The sequence below is a fragment of the Methylobacterium sp. E-065 genome, from assembly GCF_022829605.1.
GTDB lineage: Bacteria > Pseudomonadota > Alphaproteobacteria > Rhizobiales > Beijerinckiaceae > Methylobacterium.
Map to the genome: position 1 here is coordinate 1 of NZ_JAKSYD010000202.1, position 21,729 is coordinate 21,729.

16 protein-coding genes and 4 pseudogenes are annotated in these 21,729 nt (G+C 60.8%); 11 read left to right on the forward strand and 9 right to left on the reverse strand.

The genetic code is table 11. The features are described from left to right. Positions 1-220: 220 nt before the first annotated feature. A pseudogene (locus tag MKK84_RS24390) lies at positions 221-1,196 on the reverse strand (IS630 family transposase); the annotation flags it as partial. 653 nt (positions 1,197-1,849) lie between these two features. On the opposite strand from MKK84_RS24390, the gene MKK84_RS24395 reads away from it, so the two are divergent. Continuing rightward, entirely contained in the window at positions 1,850-3,481 is a 1,632-nt protein-coding gene (locus MKK84_RS24395) for a hypothetical protein (RefSeq protein WP_243924549.1), read from the forward strand. Positions 3,482-4,749: 1,268 nt separating this feature from the next. Here MKK84_RS24395 and MKK84_RS24400 read toward each other — a convergent pair. Both MKK84_RS24400 and MKK84_RS24405 read right to left on the reverse strand, forming a co-directional pair. Beyond that, the gene (locus MKK84_RS24400; protein WP_243924550.1) at positions 4,750-6,915 is read right to left on the reverse strand and encodes a glycoside hydrolase family 55 protein; all 2,166 of its coding nucleotides are present in this window, start codon (positions 6,913-6,915) and stop codon (positions 4,750-4,752) included. Positions 6,916-7,083: 168 nt separating this feature from the next. After that, a pseudogene (locus MKK84_RS24405) lies at positions 7,084-7,574 on the reverse strand (transposase); the annotation flags it as partial. Positions 7,575-7,804: 230 nt separating this feature from the next. On the opposite strand from MKK84_RS24405, the gene MKK84_RS24410 reads away from it, so the two are divergent. Further along, positions 7,805-8,038 (forward strand): hypothetical protein, encoded by a 234-nt coding sequence (locus MKK84_RS24410; protein WP_243924551.1) that lies wholly within the window; start codon positions 7,805-7,807, stop codon positions 8,036-8,038. A 47-nt stretch (positions 8,039-8,085) separates the two neighbouring features. Beyond that, a protein-coding gene (locus MKK84_RS24415; protein WP_243924552.1) for an IS3 family transposase occupies positions 8,086-9,268 on the forward strand; the annotation gives its coding sequence in 2 pieces (ribosomal slippage) (positions 8,086-8,355 and positions 8,357-9,268; 1,182 coding nt in all). A gap of 37 nt (positions 9,269-9,305) precedes the next feature. Here the strand turns inward: MKK84_RS24415 and MKK84_RS24420 are convergent. From MKK84_RS24420 to MKK84_RS24430, 3 genes and pseudogenes are all read right to left on the reverse strand, one after another. Next, positions 9,306-9,671, reverse strand: a pseudogene (locus MKK84_RS24420) (IS5/IS1182 family transposase); the annotation flags it as partial. A 612-nt stretch (positions 9,672-10,283) separates the two neighbouring features. Beyond that, positions 10,284-10,529 carry a hypothetical protein gene (locus tag MKK84_RS24425; RefSeq protein WP_243924553.1) on the reverse strand — a complete coding sequence of 82 codons (246 nt, stop codon included), beginning with the start codon at positions 10,527-10,529 and terminating at the stop codon, positions 10,284-10,286. 84 nt (positions 10,530-10,613) lie between these two features. Next, entirely contained in the window at positions 10,614-10,895 is a 282-nt protein-coding gene (locus tag MKK84_RS24430) for a hypothetical protein (protein WP_243924554.1), read from the reverse strand. A gap of 997 nt (positions 10,896-11,892) precedes the next feature. On the opposite strand from MKK84_RS24430, the pseudogene MKK84_RS24435 reads away from it, so the two are divergent. Both MKK84_RS24435 and MKK84_RS24440 read left to right on the forward strand, forming a co-directional pair. Beyond that, positions 11,893-12,494, forward strand: a pseudogene (locus MKK84_RS24435) (IS630 family transposase); the annotation flags it as partial. 164 nt (positions 12,495-12,658) lie between these two features. Beyond that, a complete protein-coding gene (locus MKK84_RS24440) occupies positions 12,659-13,198 on the forward strand; it encodes a hypothetical protein (RefSeq protein WP_243924556.1) in 540 nt (179 codons plus the stop codon). An 87-nt stretch (positions 13,199-13,285) separates the two neighbouring features. Here MKK84_RS24440 and MKK84_RS24445 read toward each other — a convergent pair whose 3' ends face one another. Further along, on the reverse strand, positions 13,286-13,540 hold the full coding sequence (locus MKK84_RS24445; RefSeq protein WP_243924558.1) for a hypothetical protein: 255 nt from the start codon (positions 13,538-13,540) through the stop codon (positions 13,286-13,288). 1,899 nt (positions 13,541-15,439) lie between these two features. Here MKK84_RS24445 and MKK84_RS24450 point away from each other — a divergent pair. The 3 genes from MKK84_RS24450 to MKK84_RS24460 all read left to right on the forward strand — a co-directional run bounded on the left by MKK84_RS24450 (position 15,440) and on the right by MKK84_RS24460 (position 17,559). Continuing rightward, a complete protein-coding gene (locus tag MKK84_RS24450; protein ID WP_243924560.1) occupies positions 15,440-15,592 on the forward strand; it encodes a hypothetical protein in 153 nt (50 codons plus the stop codon). A gap of 550 nt (positions 15,593-16,142) precedes the next feature. Then, on the forward strand, positions 16,143-16,970 hold the full coding sequence (locus MKK84_RS24455; RefSeq protein WP_243924562.1) for a hypothetical protein: 828 nt from the start codon (positions 16,143-16,145) through the stop codon (positions 16,968-16,970). Between the two features lie 361 nt (positions 16,971-17,331). Next, entirely contained in the window at positions 17,332-17,559 is a 228-nt protein-coding gene (locus MKK84_RS24460) for a hypothetical protein (protein ID WP_243924563.1), read from the forward strand. A 41-nt stretch (positions 17,560-17,600) separates the two neighbouring features. Here MKK84_RS24460 and MKK84_RS24465 read toward each other — a convergent pair whose 3' ends face one another. After that, entirely contained in the window at positions 17,601-18,194 is a 594-nt protein-coding gene (locus MKK84_RS24465) for a helix-turn-helix transcriptional regulator (protein ID WP_243924564.1), read from the reverse strand. 714 nt (positions 18,195-18,908) lie between these two features. Between MKK84_RS24465 and MKK84_RS24470 the strand changes: the two genes are divergently transcribed. Then, complete coding sequence (locus tag MKK84_RS24470; RefSeq protein WP_243924566.1) at positions 18,909-19,310, forward strand: hypothetical protein; 402 nt, start codon at positions 18,909-18,911, stop codon at positions 19,308-19,310. A 268-nt stretch (positions 19,311-19,578) separates the two neighbouring features. Then, complete coding sequence (locus tag MKK84_RS24475; RefSeq protein WP_243924567.1) at positions 19,579-19,860, forward strand: hypothetical protein; 282 nt, start codon at positions 19,579-19,581, stop codon at positions 19,858-19,860. A gap of 218 nt (positions 19,861-20,078) precedes the next feature. Here MKK84_RS24475 and MKK84_RS24480 read toward each other — a convergent pair whose 3' ends face one another. Further along, positions 20,079-20,270: a hypothetical protein gene (locus MKK84_RS24480; RefSeq protein WP_243924569.1), complete on the reverse strand. Its 192-nt coding sequence runs from the start codon at positions 20,268-20,270 to the stop codon at positions 20,079-20,081. 487 nt (positions 20,271-20,757) lie between these two features. On the opposite strand from MKK84_RS24480, the gene MKK84_RS24485 reads away from it, so the two are divergent. Further along, a complete protein-coding gene (locus tag MKK84_RS24485; protein ID WP_243924571.1) occupies positions 20,758-21,636 on the forward strand; it encodes an SGNH/GDSL hydrolase family protein in 879 nt (292 codons plus the stop codon). Positions 21,637-21,729: the final 93 nt, after the last annotated feature.

Consider the following 21,729-nt stretch of genomic DNA (forward strand, 5'->3'; position numbering starts at 1 on the left):
TGCCGCCGCAGATCGTCGGCCGTGAAGTCCTCACGCAGCCGCACCGCAGATGACATGGCAAACCCTCCGGTTCACCTCATCGAATCAGATCCAGAGCCGCAACGATACCCCGTGAGTCAGCCTCACCGTCGATTGGTATTACGCGTCCTCCTCTAAACCCTCGCCATGAGCGGCGAAGGCCATGTTCTGCCCTAAGCAAAGCTAGAGCGGCATCCGAACATGTTGGATCATATGCGTCGTGGACTGCGGCGGCGAGATAGCGACGGCATTCGGCTGGCGTGAAGCGTCTGAAGGCTCGTTGGATGGTGTCCCAGAGGTCGCTGATCGTGCGAGCGGCCTCGGCACGAAGAATGGCCTTGAGCTTGGCGAAGGCGACCTCATCCTGAGCCTGTCGAAGGATCGATCGGGTTGAAGTCGAGGGAGTAGGCCGGCAGGTACAGCAGTCTCGCTCCCGCCGCCTCGATGCGCTCGCGGATACCGCTGACCTTGTGGGCTGGCAGATTGTCGAGCACGACCGTGTCGCCGGGCCTGAGGGCTGGGACGAGGGTTTGTTCGACGTAGTCGCGAAAGCGAGCGCCCATCATCGGTCCATCGAAGAGGGCGGTGGCCGTCAGGCCGCTGGTCCGTAAGCCAGCGGTGACGGCGATGGTCTTCCAGTGGCCAAACGGCGCCGCGACCCGACAGCGTTCGCGACGCGGCGCCCGCCCCAACGGCGTGCCACCTTGGTGTTGGTGGCGGTCTCGTCGAGGAACACGAGGCTGTCCGGATTGCGATCGAGCGGCGCCCGAACCAGGACAGGCGCACGGCCTTCACGTCCTTCCCGTTCCTGCTCGGCGGCGTGGCCAGTGTTTTTTTGCGCGTGATGCCGTGGCACTTTAAGAAGCGGGACAGGCTGCTGACCCCGACCCGCAGGCCTCGTTCGGCCAGACGGTCGCGCGGCTCATGCAGGAACAACTCGGGCTGCGCTTCGTAGGTCCGTCGGATCAGGTCAGCCTGCGCCTCGATGGCATATGAGCCTTGATCGCCACCCATCGGCTTGGCTTGCGTCCGACCCTCCTGCACGAAGGCCCCGTGCCAGCGCACGGCGCTGGCCGGGCTGACCTCTTGAAGCGCCGTGCCGCTTCCCGGCGCAACGCGCCCGCCTCGATCGCGGCCAGGACACGCTCGCGCAGATCAACGGACAGGGCAGACGCCATCGGCTCTCCTCCTCGGAAGGCCTAACAGCGAATTACAACCCCGTCCCAGTGAGAACCCCGGACGATTCAAGCCGGTCGGTGCCTGCTCTAGCATCGCAAGTTTCCCCGGGAGGTCGCCATGCCACAGTCTCCGCGCCGGACCGAACCGCAGGTCGGATATAACAACTTCGTGTAATAATTTGGTTTACATGCGGCCGTTTTTAGTATGAAAAATAGCAGCATATCGAGGCGAAGGACAATGTAATCTCGATGGCTCCTGGTCGAAAATCGCCGGTGAGCTGCTCTATTGAGATGGGAGCGGTCGCCATGGAGGCGCGCATTGAGACCGAAGGCAACTATCGCACCCTGGGCATCAGCAGATCGCTATAGAACCGCGTATTCCGGTGGCTGCCAAATTCGTCTTCGCCGTGGTGGATTAAACACGATGGGTGAACAGTCCGGCTCCATTTTGCTACCCGCCCTGCGTGCGTGGCCGGCTGGAGGGTAAGGAGCGGGGAGGCTGACCCTTTAAGCGGGTTAGTATAACAACGTGCCGGAGTCCGATGCGCAACCGTTTACCCTGCTCGTTATGCAATCTTAATAAATACGGTTGCAGCCTACACCAGCGCCGCGGCTCGATGATCAACCTCTAATGCGTCGAGTTTCTAACGCCGATGAAAATAGCAACTAACACTCCAGCGTCGTTTTCCGTTCATGCGGGATTGGAGTTTGTGGATTTGGGAGATGATGTTGAAGATACTTCTATAATAATATTGATGCTGGAAAAGAATTGGGGAGGCGGTTCTATCGGGAGTATCAAGGCGCTTACGTATTGGATTTCGGGCTACCCCAAACAGACGCCTTGTTACATTATTGGGTGCGAGTCGCGAATTCCCGATGCCAACCTACAGAACTATCCGATGCCGGAGCGAGATGATGCCATTCGGGCTCTTTGCGATGAGGTATTAAAACGATCAAGGTCGATTGGTGTCCGCGGTGAGATCACATATTTGCACCTTACAAAGCTGCTTGGCTACAGCGGTGATAGCGTCGATATTATATTCGAGGCAAGTAAGGACAATAATACTGAATCTTTTAGATCCTTTTTGTCTAAAAACAATTGTCCTCTTCAGCAGCTTGAGCAAGACATATTAAATTTTCAGGTCGCCCCGAGCGCTCTTTATGAGCGCCTGCCGCCATATGACAAGGATATAGTTATTGGTTTCCCTTATATAACGACTTCCGATCAGAACGTAAGGCTGAATGCCGACATAATAATTGATGGGCGCGCACAAACGCTTTGGTGTGAAACGAACAGCATATACCGTCAGTTCTTGCTTCATGAAAGGGCCGATGCATTTCTCAGCGTGCTATTGCCATTTGCTATGCGCAGCCGAAAAAACGTTATCTGCAAAGCGCCGATAAGCGAGCAATTTCTGCACAACTTGAATGAGATACTGATACCGCAGCTCTGTACGCACGACAGCCGCCTACATCAAACACAGATTAGCGCGAATAGTGACCCGGCCATATTATTTTGCGGGAATGCCGTCGCAACAGGAATGTCATGCGGCGTCGATAGTTTTTATACGGTTTGCTTGTATAAAGATTCTGAATATAAGTCTCTGAAATTGACACATTTATATACGGGGAATTATCTATACGGAAATGCCGGCCCGATATACGAAAGAGCCCAATCTGCGGCTCAAGATTTGGGTCTCTCACTTATTTGCACTGGCACAAATATCAATGAGGCTCTAGATTTGCCTCACCTGTACACTCATTTCTTCAAGACTCTATTTGGTGTTCTGGCGCTTAGAAAGCTTTTCCGCATATATTTTTACTCAACGGCGCGTGACTTTGGTCAGTTTAGCCTGAATCAAAATAGCACTAATGACACAGCTAAGATAGAATTGCTCCTTTTACAATCATTTAGTTGCTCCGACTTCCAGGTTATCACGGGTGGGGTCAAGAGCGAGCGTATTGAAAAAACACGTGCTGTCTGTGAGCTTGAGGTCGCGCAGAAATTTCTCAACGTTTGTCTTTATCCGGCAAGAGAGACGAATTGTGGTAAATGCGCGAAATGTAAAAGAACTCTGGTTACGATCGACATGATGGGAAAATTAGATAATTTCAAGGCCGTCTTTGATATTGAACAATATCTTAACAACAGGTTGGAAAATTTTGTCTATCTGACACAACAAAAGGACGATGTTATGTTGTCTGAGGTTTACAAGCATTTTTGTAGGACCGAGCCTGAGATAATGAGGGAAGCACAAGAAATCACCTCAATCGAATCTGATTGAAAGTGCAGAAGATATTCGCGTTATTGTATCAATATGTGCTTGATGGTGATTGCACCGTTTGCGCGAATCTTCACTAGTGCATCATTCGAGCGCTTTACCAAAATCCGACAACCGGCCGGGATATTGGTCGTGGTTGGAGCTGCAGCGGAGCTGAGCATTTGTCCGCGGAGCGTACCCTGTACGTCGAGCTTGGCTCTTGGGCCGGCAGATTCAGCCGCAACGTTCCCGGCGGGGTATCAGAGTTGGATCGCAATGCGAGCTGTCGACACCGCGCAACGGGGACTGGCGCAAAGGGTGAGGGGCAGATCCTCCCCACCCCTGCGGGCATGTCCGGCAGGAGTGGGGAGCGGGAGGGGAGGGGAGGAGCGTATATTTTTTATGCTTGGTCAGAAGCGGGTTCCAAACGCGATGGGGAAAATCACGTGACCAAGGTCTGTTCCGTCACCATGGATTGGAACGAAAATCTTTTCCTTCCGATATGGGCTGATTACTATAGCCGCTAGTCGGGCAAAGATAACGTCGTCATCATCGATAACGAAAGCAGTGACTTAACCACAGATCTCATATCGCAGTCAGAAACGTTATATATCAAAGAAATGTTTTTGATGACGTCGATAGATCCGCATTTGTTTCAAACATGGTCAGTGATTTGCTTAAGGAATACGATGTCGTTATGTCTTCTGACGCGGACGAGATATTATGCGTCGATCCAAAAATAGCGCCGTCGCTAATCGACTTCGTCGATGCGGCTCGTCAAAATACCTACACAGCAATCGGACTAAATATCCATCGTGTAATGGACATCGAAGCTCCGTTTCAAATTGGCTCCCCCATTCTTCGGCAACTGCGACACGTTAGATTTGTTTCCCCGACGTGCAAAACTCAAGCAACGCGCAAAACAATCAGGTGGATGCCGGGTTTTCACTGCTCGACGCAGGCCCCATATTTTTCCGCTTTGTAAAATTTCGCCTTAATCAATCGATTTAGATAATATATTGTGCCGCCTACATGAAACGAGATAGATGGCCTGGGCAAGGCCGTAAAATGGATCACATCGGTGGTGCTCAGACTACCTTGCCATTGAGCGTTTTATTTCATCAAGCCGCCGGCCGGTTCATGATGAAGAGGATTTCTCGTTTTCAGATTTTATAGATCAAATGAAAAATCGCGTTTCCAGCCCCGACGGCAGCGGATTTTCTTGCTTTGATAAGAATTTTTGGTCTGATTTTCTTGTCAGAGCGCCAGACAGGGTTACAACACTGTTCTAGCTACTGGAGCGTTGCACACTTGATGGTGCCGGCGTCATTGGCACAGACCTTCACAGATGTGTCGTCGGTGCGCTTGACCACGGTCCAGTAGCTTGCCGGGATGTCGGTCACCGTAGGGGCCGCCGCCAGGGACAACATCTTGCCGCGCAGCGTGCCGTTCACATCGAGCAGCGCGCCCGGTCCAGTCGTGCCGACGCCCACGAGGCCATTGTTGGCAACGTGGATACGCGTCGCGGCTGATGTGCCATCATAGAGCTGCCAGCCGGCGGCCGCCTGAGCATAGAGCATATAGAAAGCATGGGCGCCGTTTTCAGTACCAAACAGGCCAAAGCCTGGGTTTGTACTTATTGATCCAGGGGTGATGGAGAAGTTGCCCGCGCCGTCTGTTTTGTAGCTGTTGCTCGCTGCGTCAATGTTGCGGAAATTGCCGCCCTGGACGTCGAGGCGAGCGCCAGGGCCAAGTGTACCTATGCCCATGTTTCCGCTTGGATCCCACACTGTGCGGTAACTGCCAGCAGTTGCGTCGTAGACACCTAATGATCCGACGGTCGGCCCTTGGATCGAGCCAGCAATGCCGAGGTTCCATGCGCGGGAGACACCAGGGCCGTTCAACTGAAAAGATGGCCCGACCGTCGTCCCATTGTGCTGGATGCGCAGGCGCCCACCTGAGGCTGGCACCGCCTCAACAAGGGTGTTTGTCGTGCCGGCATCGTTCGTTTGCGTCGTGACGTTCGCGTAGCTGTTGCCGGTGAGAATGTTGTTGCTCGTTTGGGAAGAGAGCGCATTGCCCGTGGTTAAGTAAGAATAGAAGTTGCCGGACACGGCCGATCCGGTTGCGCCGTCGATCAGGTCCACGCCGACCCCAGGGTTGGCGCTGCTGATCCCCTCAAAGCCGTTGCCCTGAATGATCGAGCCGATAGCGGCAGAGCGCACACCTATGCAGCTGGGCTGAGACAGGAGGAAATAGTTGCCCTTGATGACGACGTTGCGCGCGTCCGTTGAGAGAACGGCCACGTTGGCGATCTTGGCGGAAGCCCCCGGCGTCCCGGAGACGAGCACGCCGTCAAGCCCCGTGAGCCCGGCTGGCACGTAGACGCCATAATTGACGGCGTTCCAGTTCGTGCCATTGATGAAGGTGCCCTGCGTCGCGTCGCCCAGGCTGATCGCCTTGTCGAAACCGTTTAGGTTCCCATCATTGAAGTTGAACGAGACGACATAGCCCGCGAAGTTCGCAAGCGTGCTGTCGCCTTTGATCGAGATGCCCTGCGCAATGGTGGTAGAGTTGGTGCCGGCGCCGTAGCCATCGACCTGATTGAAGTCGATGTTGCTGACCATCGAGGCCTGCATCATCGTCCCCCAGTGATTGACGACCTGACGGCCATCCGCACCCCGGAAGATGACACGATTGAAACTGCTCCGGCTTGTCCCTGTTGGGCCGACTGGATTTGCATTGACGAGCCGAACACCGACGCTCGTGGTCGTATCAGTGTCGACGGTGTAAGCCAGATCAGAAAGGTGAAACGAAGAGAATCGATCGCCATAATTGACGGTCAGCGCCGTGCCGGTCTGCCCCTTAAAGGTCAACTTGACGCAATCGCGCACCTCGCCCGCGATAACGAAGCTCTTGCTGCCTGCAACGTTGGCGATGAGATTGCCGGCGAGTATATAGTTCCCGCACGGAATGCGCATCTGCGCATTGCCGTTGGTCAGGAAAGCGCCGAGACTGGCGACGGTGTTGATCGCAGCCTGAAATGCGGCTGTGTCGTCGGTCGTCGAGTCTCCCTTGGCGCCGAAATCCTTGACACTGAGAAGCTGCGAGGCGCGATCCTTCAGCAGGCGCCCCACAGTGCCGTTGGTGGCGGTGGCAGCGATACCCGCGGACCCGTCCCCTGCAAGCGTCGATCCCGACACGGGGCCGGACGAGTTGATGCCACCGACCTGAAGGATACCCGCTGGGTCGGGCAGGGCGCGCGTCTTCAGGGCTCCAGACGGGTCGCAGTACGGCAGCGTGCCGTCAGCGCGATTGATCAGGAGGCCCCCAAGCGTAGCCGAGCATAGGGCCGGGGGGGGGCGCCCGGAAACGGTCGTGGATTGCAGCGCGTCGAGCGCACGCGCGGGCGCGACGAACGCGGGAGTCGCAGCCAGGGCGAACAAAAGACGGTTCATCACGCGGCCTCAGAACTGCGTGGGGACGAACATATCAATAAGCGTGCCGCCATCGTTGGCCCAGAGCTTCAGGCGTCAGGCAGGGGCGTGCTTGTGGGGGGCGCATTATGCAGATCCGAGCTTGAAAAAGAATCTATCCACGTCGGCAGGGCAGTCGTTTTAAAGCGTTTAACAAAACCAGCGCTCGATGAAGCGCCAAGCGATGAGGGCTGCGGCCAGGGTGGAGAAGGCGAGATGAATGTCGGCCCGTCACTCGTAGTGGATAGCGAGGCGGCGAAACTGGGCGAACCAAGCCAGCGTCCCCTCATTCTGAGCATGACGAAGGATCGACGCCCATCTGTGCCGTCCGAGCCGCTGGCTCCTCTCGATTCCGCGCCTGGCGATGCGGTGCGGATGCGGTGACTGGTGAGGGCCTGACGACAGCGGCGATGATCGTAGGCTCTGTCGGCGTGCCACTTCGAGGGACGCTTGCGCGGTCGTCCCCAGCACTGGCGGATGATGGGCGGGACGGCATCCACGACCGCCTCCAGCATCCGGCTGTCATGCACGTTGGCGTCCGTCAGCGTCAGCGCGAGGGGGATGGCCTTCGCATCGGTGAGGACGTGACGCTTCGTGCCGGGCTTGCCTCGATCGGTCGGGTTCGGGCCCGTCGCCGGGCCCCTTTATGGATGGCCCACCTCAAGGCCGCCCGCACACGGAATGACCGCTAGATACACATTATCAAGGGCGCCGCCATAGAGTTCAGCGCGCGGGGAGGGCCTGAGGTGTCGGTCGATCAGCTATCCGGCCTTCCGCAACTTTCCGCTACGTGGACGCCGCACCTGAGGAGGTCCTGGGAGTGGCATTTACAGACGATTCGCCGCCCCAGACCGAGCCTTGGCCTCCGCGCATGCGCCCCATCTCCGCCGTCGCCTACCACACGCTGATAACCACGGCCGCCCTTGTGATCACCATGAACAGCGCCCGAGCCGAGGAAGCCGCACACAGCCCGCGCACAGAGAGCGCGGCCTCCGTGCTGATCTTGGGCCTGAGCGGCGCGGCATGGGATCGCTTCCTAATTAGTGCGACGATCGCCGCGATCCTAATGGCGCTACTCGTCGGTGTCTTGATCAGCCCCCATTGAAGTGGTCCGCCCTTTGGTATGGCTTTAGAGCCAGGAGGACGGACAAGATGGCAAAACACCCGAAGCCTGAGGAGATCGTTGCCAAGCTACGGCAGGCGGATGTGCTGATCTCACAGGGCCAGAGCGTGGCCGATGCAATCCGCGCGCTCGGCGTGAGTTCGGTGACGTACTACCGGTGGCGGCGTGAGTTTGGCGGCCTGAAGTCGGATCAGGTTCGCCGGATGAAGGATCTGGAGACCGAGAATACCCGTCTCCGGAAGGCAATCGCCGATCTCACCCTCGACAAGCTGATCCTACAGGAGGCGTCCCGGGGAAGACGTCTCGAGCCCCGCGCGCCGACGCGCCTGTGTCGAACACATCATGCTGACGATGAACGTCTCCGAGCGTTGTGCCTGTCGGGCACTCGGTCAGCATCGCTCGACACAGCGCAAGGTGCCGCGGGGCCGCGACGACGAAGAGGCGCTGACGGCCGATCTCGTGGCGTTAGCCGAGACGTACGGGCGCTATGGCTACCGCAAGATCAGCGCGTTGCTGAAGGCGGCCGGATGGTTCGTCAACGACAAGCGCGTCGAGCGGATCTGGCGGCGTGAGGGCCTGAAGGTCCCAGCCAAGCAGCCCAAGCGAGGGCGGATCTGGGACAACGACGGCTCCTGCATTCGTCTTCGCCCGGAACACCGCAATCACGTCTGGTCGTATGACTTCGTCGAGGCGCGCACGCATGACGGGCGCAAGTTCCGGATGATTAACGTCGTCGACGAGTTCACGCACGAATGCCTGGCGATCCGTGTCGCTCGCAAACTCAAAGCGATCGACGTCATCGATGTGCTCTCGGACCTGTTCATCCTGCGGGGCGTACCGGGCCATATTCGATCGGATAACGGGCCGGAGTTCGTTGCGAAGGCCGTCCAGGGCTGGATTACCGGCGTCGGAGCAAAGACGGCCTACATTACGCCTGGCTCACCATGGGAGAATGGCTACGTCGAGAGCTTCAACGCACGGCTTCGCGACGAACTCCTCAACGGCGAGATCTTCTACACACTCAGGGAAGCACAGGTCGTCATCGAAAGCTGGCGACGTCACTACAACACCGTGCGCCCGCATGCCTCTCTGGGATACCGGCCGCCGGCACCGGAGGTCTTCATGCCAGCCTTCTCCGCTTGGCCAGCTGCGCTCGCCCGACCAGCTCCGCCGGCCAAGCTACCCGTGGCAGAGCGGCCAACCGTGCACTAACTTTACTCTTGGACCACCTTGTGGGGGCCGACCAAGAGGCCTTGTCGGCGTGCAACCGGTAAGGGCGTTTTCGCGGTCGTCCTCGGCGCTGGCGGATCGGCGGCACAGCATCCATCACCGCCTCAAGCACCTGGCTGTCGTGGTGTTGGCCCCCGTTAGTTACAGCGCGAGAATTACCCTTGGCATCGGTGAGGACGTGGCGCTTCGTGCCCAACTCGCCCCGGTCAGTCGGGTTGGGGTCCCCCGACAGCGCCCCCTTCTTTGCGGCGATGGAGGCGCTGTCGAGGGAGGCGCGGCTGAAGTCGGTGCCGTTCTGGCATCCAAACCGGTCGACCAGCGTCTTTGATCGCAGGCGAAATCTGGACACGCACCTGCGTCGACGCGCCGATCTAAAAAAACGCCATTAAGCAAGTGCGTCGGTGCTGCCGAGCATCGCCTAGACTTGGGCGGAAAGCTGCACGACCAGCACCACCAATTCCGACTGCCGGTTCCTGCGTGTCTCCGCGGAGTTCGCGGCTGACTGCGTGCGAATCGTCGCCAAGCTCAAATTGCGCGCTGTCGGTGCCTCGCCTACAGTGGCAACGCTAGCTAGAAGCGCAACCGGCCGGGCCTCCGTGGCGGCCAGACCGGAGGCCTGCTCGATCGCAGCCGCAGGGGTCTGCGAGCCGGCAGCGCTCGCTGTGTGGAGCCCAGCCGTAGCGCCGCGCCATGTTGATGGCTGCGGCCGACCGAGTCCGGAGAAGGCGTCCGCTTGCACAAGGCCATGGAAATTGCCCAGTCGAATCTCGGTATGCGCGCCGAAGCGGCCTGGCGAGTGGAAGCAGGCCGCAAATGGTGCTTCAAGGCCGCCGAGGGTATGGTCGACGCGCACCGCCGGTCAGGCCTCAGCGCAAAGAGCGATACCTCGATAGCGATGCACGACCTTCAATTCCCGTGCGCACCGCCGAGTGTACGGCGCCGCCTGCTGCTCTCCGCAGCGGCAAGGGGCAGGCTTGGCGCTCCCGGGTATCGCCGATTAAGTCGCGCTGATCGTCGAGATTCGAACGATCTCGTTCTCACCGATCTGGTGCTCTGCGACCACCACTGGCGCGTAGAGGAAGCCGGGCGTAACGGTGATCGTCCATCCAGGCGTTAGCCGCTCCTTGGCCAGGGCCAGGGCCTGCTCAGCCGTCTGGGTTCGGGCGGCGTAGAGCCAGACCTCCGAACGGCCATCGTCCGTTCTGCGATCGGTGATGACGACGACTTGGAAAGCGGTGTTCATTTCGCCAACATGGGATCAGTGCGCGTCACGGCAATACGCATCGGAATAAACGATCCGGTCTAAGCCCAGCTGGTTCAGGGGGTATCACTGTAGGATCGATCTCGTGGGTTGGGCCGCTGTCGCCTGAGCCCGGACCTGCGCGAGTGCCTGCTCGATGCAGCGCCCGGCGAGTTGTAGGCCGGCCTCGGCGACATCCAACGAGCAAGCGGGGGCCGGAGCCGAGCCAAGCCGGTCGCGTACAGCCTTCTCGAGCAGATCGATGTCGTCGCGGTGCCGTCCCGCCACCAGCTCAGCGCCCATCAATCGGATCAGGTTAGTGAGCGCAGCGAGCGCTACGTCTCTCGGATCAAGGGATAAGTCGGACACGACAACTCTCGGTTCCACAAGCTTTAGAACCATTCTGGCCTATCGTGGCGACCAGCACCTCTCACAGTCGCGTCACCTGACCGGCCGAGCCGCTGCTCTGTCCCTGTTTCCCGATGCTCGCGAGGGTACCCACGCGACTGCAACGCATCGCGACCTGCTCGTTGTCTGACTTCTTTTGGCCAGGCTCGTGCAGAAGGCTCACGTCGGTCAAGGTGACTCGGCCCGATGCGCAGTGGCCCGCTGCGCCCCGGTCACGCAATTGCGGAACTCAGAGGGCTGTATCGGCACCTTGCGATCAAGGCATAGCGTAACGGCATCGGCGAGGCTGCGTTTGGGTTCTGCCACAGTTCTTGTCACAGGGTTCGCAGCGGGGCCGACCGCGTCATCTGTGGCCAGCGTCGGGCGGACGCTGCCGGTAGCGGTAGGGGCGCCTTCAGGTCCGAGGCAGCCGCCGAGCACCACGACGGCGATGGCCGTCAAGACGGCTTTGAGCTGCACGGCACCTCTCCACATTGTGCGTCAAACTACGCAGGAACCATGCCCCCGTCCACGATGGTTTGATCACCTCGCGCGCTCGCATCGCCGCACCTCTGTGGCCTTTCTGACCTAACCGGCTGACCCTCCGCACGATCTCCTCTCGTTCTCCCGGAGATCCGTCATGCTCCTGCAGCGCCTCGCGCTGGGCGCAGCTTGTGTCTGCACGCTCTCGCGTCTGCCCGTGCGCGAGAGAGGACCGTGCTTCCTGGTCAAGCTCCTGATGCGCGCACGCGAGGACCGACGTCGCCTACAGTCGCCGGAGCGTCGGTCACTTAGCCGGACGCCCACGGCCTGAGGGCATGACCCCGGCGCGCCGGACGCGGTCCTGCAAGCTGCGGCGGCGGCCCGATAGCCTACGGGGCGACTATGGTTGGAACTCGCCGGCCGCATGCTAGACCATTGAAGCCGTTCCCGCCGTCGTTGCGAAGGTCGGCGGTTTCTACGTTGAGTGGGGGGGCCAGTGAGGCCTCCACCATTGTCCGTCGATTTGTGCGAACGCGTCGTGGGGGCCGTAGCCGAGGGGGCTTCTTTGCATCGAGCAGCAGTCCTGGTCCGGTGCAAGCGTATCGAGTGCCGGCCGCTGGTCTGCGCGGTTCGCGCAGGGAGTCTACGTCGCGCCCGATCCAACGCACAGCCATGATCGTCTTTCGGCCATTGAGGTACAGGCCGAGCATATCCTCTCCACCTACGAAGCCCGGCCCGAGATCTTCCTGAGCGAGTTGAACAACGCCTTGGCTGCCCAGGGCGAGCGAACCACCACGAGCGGCCTGTCGCGGTTCTCCCCACGCGACAGGATCACCTGGGAGATGGGGCTTTCTACACGGCTGAGCAGGAGAGCGGGGACGTGAGCGCCGATCGCCAGGCCTCGTACGAAGCCAAGCCCGCCGCGACCCCGACCCGCTCGTCTTCCTCGACGAGACCGCGGCCGCCAACATGGCCCGCCGCGCCGGACGAGTGCTACGCGAGATGCGCTGCCGGCTCCTCGTGCCACAGGGGCACTACGAGACCACCACCGTCACTGTTGCGCTGCATACCACCGGCCTGTGCGCGCTCAGCCTCAGTGTGCGAGTCCGCGAAACCCTGGCGCGTTCCGTCGATCCGACAAAGTAGTGCTCGAGCGTCATCGCGACAATCGCAACCCGTGCCAATCAATGCGATCACAATTTAGCCTCAAATAAATGGCTCTAAAATGAGGGTATTTATTAAAAGACGGTAAACTTGTGACAATGTTCCGACTCATATTACTTGCCATCTCGGGTATATCTGCGCTTGGACTTTTGTTGTTTTGGACGATTTCGGGCAGGGCATACGATGTCGTTTTATTTGCCGCGCTGGCATTTCTGATCGCGAATGCCTTCTACATTTTTATCTCTCGCCCGACGGTTAGAACAAGTGATATCCTGGTACGAGCTTCCAGCGGCTTGGCGCTCGCTTCAATGGAGTTGCAATATCAGGCTGAAGCAGCTCAAGTTCGAGAAGCCGAAGCAGAAACGCTGCGGCTCGCAGAAGCTGAACGCAATCAGCAGAAGCTTCAAGTCGCCAAGGAGATGCTTCAGCATCTACGACTGAATGGTCCGGCTGATCCGAAAAAAGACGGCAATCGCCCTCAGATAACACATCAGGGCCGTTCGGAGAGTGTGGCGCTGCCGTCGCCCCGTCCGGGTCCAGACAGCGTTCCATCATCACATGTCCGTGATGCGGCGGAAAAGCCGATGCACCCAGCAACGCAGTTAAAGCCGGCGCAGCCCACTATCACCCTCAACTGAGGCGACCGCACGCGTCTCACACGGGCTCTATGCCTTCAAGGCTTCCCCCGATGCGGCGGGTAATGAGGCGCAGGACAGCGGCATTGGCTAAGCTTTCGTCTGGCCCGACTCCTCTCTCACGGTCTTCATCTGCGCGATGAGGATGTCGATGACTTCGGTCACCACCGCCGGCCAGGGCATGTTGTGCTCCTGAAGAAATTCCGCCGCTTTCACCACCGCCTCCAGCTCATTCGTGGACAGCGCTTGCCCCGCGCTGCGTGTCTGGAGCACACGCTCGGCGACCTTAACCGTCAGGCCCAGGATATCGCGCACGCCGAGTGGCCGAGCGTCGTGAACGCCCATATCAGATAGCCCTTCGCCTGCAGCGGCTGTGTTTGGAACGTCGGTTCGCACTCTCACAATCCTCGCGGGACAGCACGTAGATTTGGTTGAATCCGCTGAATTGCCGCGGTGATCTCGTCGTGTAGCAGGCTGTCCTCCAACCCAGGATCGTTGACGTCAAGGCCTTCCACGCGTGCGGTCCCCGATAGGGACCCCATTTTCTTCGCGACCCATTCGTCGAGATCGCGATCTTACCGAGCATCATCACTGCTGATGTCTGCGGCGATCCGATCTTACATAAAGCTCGATGCCTGTTCGGCCATGACGGTTCTCCCCTTCAGGGCCATGCAACCGCTTGAGGAACCGCCCCCCGAGCCCGTCGTAAAGGCCACGCCAATATCGCCCCGCCATGTCCACCCTTCCGCCCGCCGTCGCCGCCTAGCGAGACCGGATCGAGCGCCTGTCCGAGCACGCCTCACGGTGCCGGCATCTCAATCCGGTGAAACGAGCGGTCCTACAAACGGGGGGTGAATTAGCGATGCGGCGTTTAATAGACGTCCGATCCCTCGGGAGCGTCGGGCCGGTCTACGTTTGGCTGATCGTCCGGCACATCTTGCCGAGGTGGCTTCGACCCACGATCTGGTTTGTTCGCCCGTGGCTCGAAGGTGGGAGCCGGACTCAGGTGCCTCGCGGCAACGACTGAGACGTCCCTCGGCCGTGGTGGCGGCAGCGGCGGGTGAAGGATCGGCTCGGAAGCCTTTGTCGCCTCTGGCGGTAGAGCGACTGGCCTGGACGGTATGACCGCATTGGTGGTCTGCGGGGGTTGTGGCGCGAGGAGCGCCCTATCGTCCGTACGGATGGACGGAGCCTGCACTATGGCTTGCTGCTGAGGTGCCGGCTTGGCGGGGCCGAGATTTGATACTGCTGGGGGCGATCCTGGCGTCTTCGGCGCCGGTTCACAGATTTCGCCGCACTGGGCGACCTTCGCGATGGTCGTCTGGCCGTCGATCGTCGCTCGAACGACGCAACCGACCGGGTGGTAGACCAACTCGAACTGAAACCTGCCCGCATCGTCCGACGATGTCGTGAACCGACCGTCGAGGGATACGCTCGTGTGAGGTCGGTCAGTGGTCCCGAGGACGTACAGGCGGCCGGTTGCGATAGCCGCGATGGTGATGGCGGATGCCGCGTGCGCGGAGCCGCTGAGCGCCAGCGCGATGAGTCCACCGGCCGTGAGAACAGAGCGTCTATCGACCAATCGAGGGATCTCTTTTTGTGTCACTCGCCACGTGGCGAGCAGCCACTTGGCGAGTGACAGTGATGTTCATTTTACGCGGACAGGTCGCGGTTGGCTAGGAACGCTCGGGTGATGTGCTCGTCGAGCCAGGTGACGGCCTGCTCGTGCGTTTGCAGGGCCCGGACGCCGCCAGGCGTCTGCCGGCTCTGCCTGCGGTGATATGAGCTCAGATCGGACAACGTCTACAGGCAGATCTTCTGCTCGTCGGTCATGGCGCCCTCACGCTTGCATTTCCCGGGCCGCGCAGGCGCTTGATCCACCGCGGGGTTTCCGATATCGCCCGCCCCGCTCCACCGCGATCTCGGGCGCCCTCGCCATCGTCGGTTGGAGCGCGTTGCCGCCTCAGATCTGTCCCCGCTCCGTTCGTGGGCAGCGGAGCGCCCGAATGGGGCGCCGGGGCGATGTGCCGCCTGGCGGGGTGTCAGTCGATTGCGCCTCACGCAAGCGCTCGGGACGCTGCGGCGTGGCCAACCTACTGGAGCGGTTCGGGTCCGACATCGCGACGCTTGCCATCCTGCGCCACCTCGCGGCCTCATGTCTTCGGTCTGAGCGCCGCAGAAGCGCGATCAGCTGTCGTTCTCGCTGTCGGCTCGACGGTCGCTGAGGCGTCCCTGGCGCCTCGGGTGAGTGTTGACACAGTCCGCACCCAGCTGGCCGCGATCTTTGCTGAGACCCACACGAACCGGCAGGCGGGGCTGGTGATGCGCATCTCGCGCCAGGCCCAGCTCGTCATGCTGGGCGAGTTCCGGCCCGCGGTTCAGCCCGGGGAGGTTTGAGCACCAAAGCTGTGTTCGTCTGCCCTATGGATCGGGTATTGACGTTCTGGCGGGCTCATAAGGATCAACTCCGCTTCGGCCTGGGCGTAGGTCTATGTCCATTGGGTGGTAAGGGACGAGACCGTGTTCGGCTGCCGTGCCGGTTACCCAACCGCAGGCGGGTCGATATCCTGGCGCGAGCCCGCTCACGCATCGTCGGGCGGCCAGCACGCGGAGGAACCGGATATAGTTCTGGGGTGCGGCCGGTTGGACAACTGTGCTCGCAACCCGGCCCTACTCGGGATCGAGGCCGGACGCGCACAGGATGATTGTTGGATACACATTATCAAGGGCGCCGCGATAGCATCCCGCGGGCGGTTGCGGCGTCGGTCGATCGACGATTCGACCTTCAACGACCCGCTGTTCCGTGGATGCCGCACGTGGAGCGGCGCTGGGAGTGCCGTTCACGGATGATCCGCCGCCCCAGACCAAGCCCAGGCATCCGCGCATGCGACCCCTTCCCGCCTTCGTCTACCGCACGCTGATAAGCGCCGCCGTCTTTGGGAGCACAATGAGCACCGCCCGAGTCGAGGAAGCTGGCCCCAGTTCTGGCGCGGGGAATGCGGCCTCAGTGCTGATCTTGGGTCTAAGCGGCGCAGGGTGGGAACGCATCCTGATCGGCGCGACGATCGCCGGGGTCCTGATGGCGCTCCTCGTCGGCGTCTCCGCGGCTGGGTCGATCCTCGCGCGCAAGCGCGAGGCCGAGGCCGCCGCGCAGTCCCTCGACCGGTACAAGGCTTCCGTCGCTCAAGACATCGCGGCGGCCCGAACCGAAGGCGTCGGGTTGGGCCAATCGTTCGAGAGCACGCTCGGGCGGGCCGCCTGCGATCAGACGAAGGGCAAAGCCGCGCCTCTGCCTCGCTTCGTCGAGGAAGGTGTTCCGCTCTCGCCCGCGATGACGGACAAACTCGCCGGCCGGATGGATGTAGGAGCCGCTGCGCGTGAATCGGACCTGACGACCGAGAAGGCCGCGGCGCTGATCGATGCGCTGCGGGGCGGGCCGGGCAACATTTCGATCGACTACGACGGCGCGGACGCGAAGGCCCAGCCCCTGAGCGCCAAGTTACAGGACATCTTCCGGAAGGCCGGGTGGAACGTCTCATCCGGCATCACCCTCGGCCTATCCAGCCCTCCGGCCTCGGGCCTCTTGATCCGCGTGAACAAGGATGGGGCGACCGCGTTGCAGGCGCGGGTCGTTCAGGCCTTGAAGGCCGCCGACATCCCCTTCGACATCCGGCCCGACCGGGAGCCACGGCCGTCGATCGACGGCCGCGTCCACGCTCCGATCGGGATGGGGGTCGACGATGTCGAAGTGGTTGTGACGGGCTCGAAGTCCTGAAGACCCCACCGTGATCATCCTCGGCGACCGGGTGGCTCGGCGCCGCGGAGGTCATCGGGGAAGCCGTACCGCCCCCGTTCGCAGATCACCGGTGCCGATCAGGGTGTCGACGAGGCGGGGCGACTAGCGTATCGACGACATCCATCATCGCGGCACGCTCGGCCAGACCGCACGGGGCTACCCGTCTCCCTTACCCAAACAATACACCTCTTCGTGACTGAACGGGCGCGGCCTGGACTGATGACAAAGGCTCAGCCGTTTGAATGATGCGCGTTGTTGAGTCTGGCCTTAACCTAATTCGTGCTGACTCGACGGGCACACGGTCGACACAGGTCGCCTGCTTGAACTTATGATTGCAGCCATGCCAGACGAGGTCACCTTCGAGAACGTCCGGGCCGCATCACAGGATGGGGCGGAGGACGCGTGGCTGGTTTACTCCGATCGCACGCTCATGGCTCTGTTGGTACCTGCGGAGACGGGGTGGTTTCTGCAGTTCAGCCTTGGCCGGTCCGATCAAGAAGGGTTGATCTTTCCGACCTTGGCCGCGGCTGAGATCTGGGCGCGAGCCCGCGTCGACGTGGTGATCTGATCCGCCTTTCCCGGCAGGGCCGCCGTTCCGGGCAAAATCCTTCACACGAGCGCGGACAGGCGTGAGATCAGCATCACCAGTTCCGCCTGCCGGTTCGTGCGCGTCTTAGCAAAAATCGACGCCAGCTGCGTGCGGATCGTCGCCACGCTCACGCTGTGCGCTGTAGCCGCCTCGCTGACGGTGGCACCGCCAGCCAAGAGCGCGGCCAACCGGGCCTCCGCGGCGGTCAGGCCGAAGACCTTCTCGATCGCGGCCGTGTGGGGGCTTGGCGTCTGCTCGAGGTCGATCAGAAGCAGCACGGTGTGCGGCATCTCTTCTCCGATGACCGGCACGAGGGTCGCGCTCATGATGAGCGGACGTTTGCCCTCGCGCATGGTCAGAATCCAGTTTTCGCCGTCGAGTTGGACGCGAGTTTTCGAGCGCGCGAGAAGGCGCTTGACCGCATCGCGGCCGCTCCCATCGATCAAGTTGAGTTCGTCCTGCGTGAGGCCGATCACATCGTGGAGAATCCGGTGCGCTTCGGCGTTCGCAGCCAGCACGTGACCTTCCGTCGACAGGATCAATCCGCCGCAGCCTAAGCGACCAAACACCTGCAGCAGCGGCGTGCCGACCAGCATGGAGGGCCGGCTGCTCATGCGCCGGTATCAGCGTACCGGTAAGCCGAACTGGCGAATTTATGTGAAAACGATCCCATAGCAACGATTTAAGAGAATTCTACTGGCCGGTAAATCGGGTAATAGTACCGGAAGCAGAATTTTTTTTCTTACTCGGGATATTCGATGTTGCCTCTATCGAATTCGTAATCGTCCGATAAAAATCCTTCGACCGAGGAAATATCCTATAAATATGGAAAAGTAAATTCATCAAAATCGAAGCTATTGTTACCTCTCATATTATCGGATACAGTTCGATTAATATCCGATGCGCATGAAATTATGTGGAGTTTCGCAATTATAGCTCAGGTATTATCTTATCGATTGACTTTTCGTCCTAATAAACCAAACGCTTTATGGCGTTGCTCAAAGTGTCGGTGTCACGGTCATCGAGAAAATGCCGCGCCTGCGGATCTCCGGTACGCTGTGCGCCATCGCCGGGTGAGTGGCCGCGGCGTTATTAATGGGGCCATGGCGACGGCTAAGCTATCAGCGACAGGCTGAATGGCCTGCGCCGCGCGATCCGTCGCACCGCGCTATCGAATCGGTCATCCTCGCCCGACGTCACGACGATTTCGAGGGCGAAAACGTTACCGGATCTCTGGACTTGCGCGCTCGGTTGGGTCTGATTCGATCCCGTCGGTGCGAATCGCGCCGCGGATCTTGATACCCCGTAGCGGGAGAACGGAGAGCGCGATGCCTTTTACCATCGTGGCCGAGCGGCGCGGCGTCAGCACCTACAATCGCCGACAGGCCGCGCGGGAAGCCCTGTTCCTTGCGTCGTCGCGAGTTCAAGAAGGTGCGGAGAAAGTCCAGGTCTACGATGAGCTCGGACAGTTCGTCGGCGCGCCCAGCCTGGCCGCCGCAGCCCGCGAGGAGGTCGGCGCGGTGCGCGCGGTCCAGAAGGCCGTCGACGATGCCATCGCGGATCTCCTCACGTTGAGCCCGCAGCCCTATACCGAGAGCACGGGCTTGACGATCACCGTGACGTCCGACGACGCCTCCCGGCCGGCAGAAGAGAAGTCGCCTGAACCCGAGGCCGTGCCCGTGAGGTCCGGCCGGGTGAGGGTCTTCCGAGCGGCCGGCAAGCGCGATTGAGGTCCACCAGCCGTGTGGATCCCGGGCCAGGATGGAAAAGAAGCGAGAGGGCGTCGGGTGCTGTCCTCCTTCGACGGCCCCGAACTCTGAGGTCCCGTCCGATCCCGTCAGACGGGGCGGATCCACCGGCATCCTGCGCGTGCGTCAAGGCTAGCTCGGTTCTCATGAGCACTAGGCCGAAGCTCGCGGATACGGCAGCCTGCCTCGCAACAGGGGCTTAAGGCCTTCAGGCTCCTGCGTTGGACCGGTGGTTGAGAGACGAACAGTGATGACCGACGACTCCGCCGCTGAAGATGATCCGATCCATCTGGACTGGCGGACTCTCCGCTCGGTCGAACCGGTGGAGCGCGTCGCGCGAGCGCTCTGTAAATTCGACGGGCGCGAGCCGGATTCCATGGCCTCGTCGAACCGGACCGAGCCGTACATCACCGAGGATGGGATCACTGTGCTCAGGAGCCTGGAGGAGCCGGCTTGGAAGAAGTATGTACGGGAGGCCTCACGCCTCGTCGCGGCGTTTCGGGCGTTCTCAGATTCCGACGATCACGATTGAGGGGCGCGGGGGGCGGAGGGCTCGCCGCGCCGCCGGTCGGGCCTAGCGGAACCCGCTGGCGAGCCGGAGGCAGTTCCGCCGTCCGGCTGCCGCCCTCTGAGCCTGTCAGTGGTCGCGATCGAGACGCAGCCGGCGATCGCCGAGAGCGTGGCGACACCGAGCGCCCGCTTCTGATCCGCGTCGCCGATGAGGCACGAGTGAGTGATCCGCGGCTAGCCCTAGAGCGTGCGGTCGCACTCGAGCGTGAACGAGACGGTGATCTCAGAGCCCGCCACCTCCGGCGAGATCGAGGCGCGGCGAGCGTGGGCGTCTAGGATCTCCCAGAGCGCGTGCGGCGTATTGGCCGGCTCCGCATGGACGGGCGGTCCAGCGAGCATCAGCGCGAGGACAAGGGCGGCGACGCGCATCATGCAGCCTCACGGCAAGTGCGATCTCAAGGCAGGCTAGGCTGTCTGGCTATAACCCACCAGATATGCGATCACACCCGAATCGTACCTGCTGGCTTTAGTGTCTGTGGTGCGATTCGTAGTCTGCTCACCAGCATCGCTGCCCGCGGCTGGTGGAGCCTGGGACAGAGTGTGGCGTAAAAACTTCGAGCTTAATGTCCGAAGCCCGGCGCTGAGGTCCGCAAATCGATCTGCTATACCACCAGCTATGGCTGACTGTAGCCTGATGCATGTCTCCGATTTCCGGACTAATCATTCGTTGCGGTGAGCTGATGAGTTCGAGGGGGCGGCCAAGCTAAACTGCACGGTAGGTTCAGCATCTGAGCCCATGGTTTTCTGCTGTTCAATTCCGTTCTAAATTCAAGGTCATCAACCCAAAATAAAAAATGGCCTTATGATCGCCTAATTGTGGTGATTTGGCTGCTGAAACGTATTGGCAGAAGGAACAAGCATGTCTGGCAGTAACGTGAACCTTGTTATAGCCGGTGACAGCATCGGAGCCGGCAGCATCAACGGCGCGAACCCATGGAGCGCTCTCAATCTTAGTGGGCCGTACACCGTCGAGAACCATTCGTTCAGCGGAGCCTATATAGGCCAACAAGCTGGGCTAAACGAGAGCGCTGTGCTGAGCAGCTACGATCCGAATTCAGGCACCAATTGGCTCATTGTTCAGGCCGGAACCAACGATCTGGCGCAGGGCGCATCGGCTTCTGTCGCGTACACCGGGGTCCAGAAACTGATCCAAGACGGACATGCGCAGGGCTTCAAGGTTCTCGTCGCCACCGTGCTGCCGCGGGACGACGCTGTGTTTGCCTGGTCGAGCGCTGACGAGAGTGCTCGGCTCGCGTACAATGACATTGTGAGGGCCAACCCCGCTGGCGCCGACGCGATCGCTGACATTGCGGCGAGCTCGATCATGGGCAGCGCTGCCGCGCCTGCCAATCCGGCTCTTTACCTTGACGGGCTGCACCCGACCGCATCGGCGGTGCAGAGCTATCTTGAGCCTATCTATGCCGCTGCCATCACGTCCAGTACCTCGCCGGTTCCTGCCGATACCACGCCCGCCGCGGTGAGTGCGCCGGCGGAGGTCGCCACCGCCGCTACGTCAGACAGCACCCACACCACTGACACGAGCGCCACGCCCGCCGCGGTGAGCGCGCCGGCGGAGGTCGCCACCGCCGCTACGTCAGACAGCACCCACCCCACTGACACGAGCACCACGCCCGCCGCGGTGAGCGCGCCGGCAGCGGTCGCCAGCGCCGCTACGGCAGACAGCACACACACCACTGACTCTCGCACCACGCCCGCCGAGGTGAGCGCTCCGGCATAGGTCGCCAGCACCGCTACGCGACACCCGACTCACAGCCCGGACGCGAGCCACAGCCCCGCCCCGGGGAGTGGTCGGGGTGCTGTCTGACGTAGC

Bases quoted from the DNA above. Each gene is read 5' to 3' on its own strand.
- MKK84_RS24395 (WP_243924549.1), top strand. From the start codon at position 1,850: ATGAAAATAGCAACTAACACTCCAGCGTCGTTTTCCGTTCATGCGGGA.
- MKK84_RS24400 (WP_243924550.1), bottom strand. From the start codon at position 6,915: ATGAACCGTCTTTTGTTCGCCCTGGCTGCGACTCCCGCGTTCGTCGCG.
- MKK84_RS24410 (WP_243924551.1), top strand. From the start codon at position 7,805: ATGCGCCCCATCTCCGCCGTCGCCTACCACACGCTGATAACCACGGCC.
- MKK84_RS24425 (WP_243924553.1), bottom strand. From the start codon at position 10,529: ATGAACACCGCTTTCCAAGTCGTCGTCATCACCGATCGCAGAACGGAC.
- MKK84_RS24440 (WP_243924556.1), top strand. From the start codon at position 12,659: ATGTTCCGACTCATATTACTTGCCATCTCGGGTATATCTGCGCTTGGA.
- MKK84_RS24445 (WP_243924558.1), bottom strand. From the start codon at position 13,540: ATGGGCGTTCACGACGCTCGGCCACTCGGCGTGCGCGATATCCTGGGC.
- MKK84_RS24455 (WP_243924562.1), top strand. From the start codon at position 16,143: ATGAGCACCGCCCGAGTCGAGGAAGCTGGCCCCAGTTCTGGCGCGGGG.
- MKK84_RS24460 (WP_243924563.1), top strand. From the start codon at position 17,332: ATGCCAGACGAGGTCACCTTCGAGAACGTCCGGGCCGCATCACAGGAT.
- MKK84_RS24465 (WP_243924564.1), bottom strand. From the start codon at position 18,194: ATGAGCAGCCGGCCCTCCATGCTGGTCGGCACGCCGCTGCTGCAGGTG.
- MKK84_RS24470 (WP_243924566.1), top strand. From the start codon at position 18,909: ATGCCTTTTACCATCGTGGCCGAGCGGCGCGGCGTCAGCACCTACAAT.
- MKK84_RS24475 (WP_243924567.1), top strand. From the start codon at position 19,579: ATGACCGACGACTCCGCCGCTGAAGATGATCCGATCCATCTGGACTGG.
- MKK84_RS24480 (WP_243924569.1), bottom strand. From the start codon at position 20,270: ATGATGCGCGTCGCCGCCCTTGTCCTCGCGCTGATGCTCGCTGGACCG.
- MKK84_RS24485 (WP_243924571.1), top strand. From the start codon at position 20,758: ATGTCTGGCAGTAACGTGAACCTTGTTATAGCCGGTGACAGCATCGGA.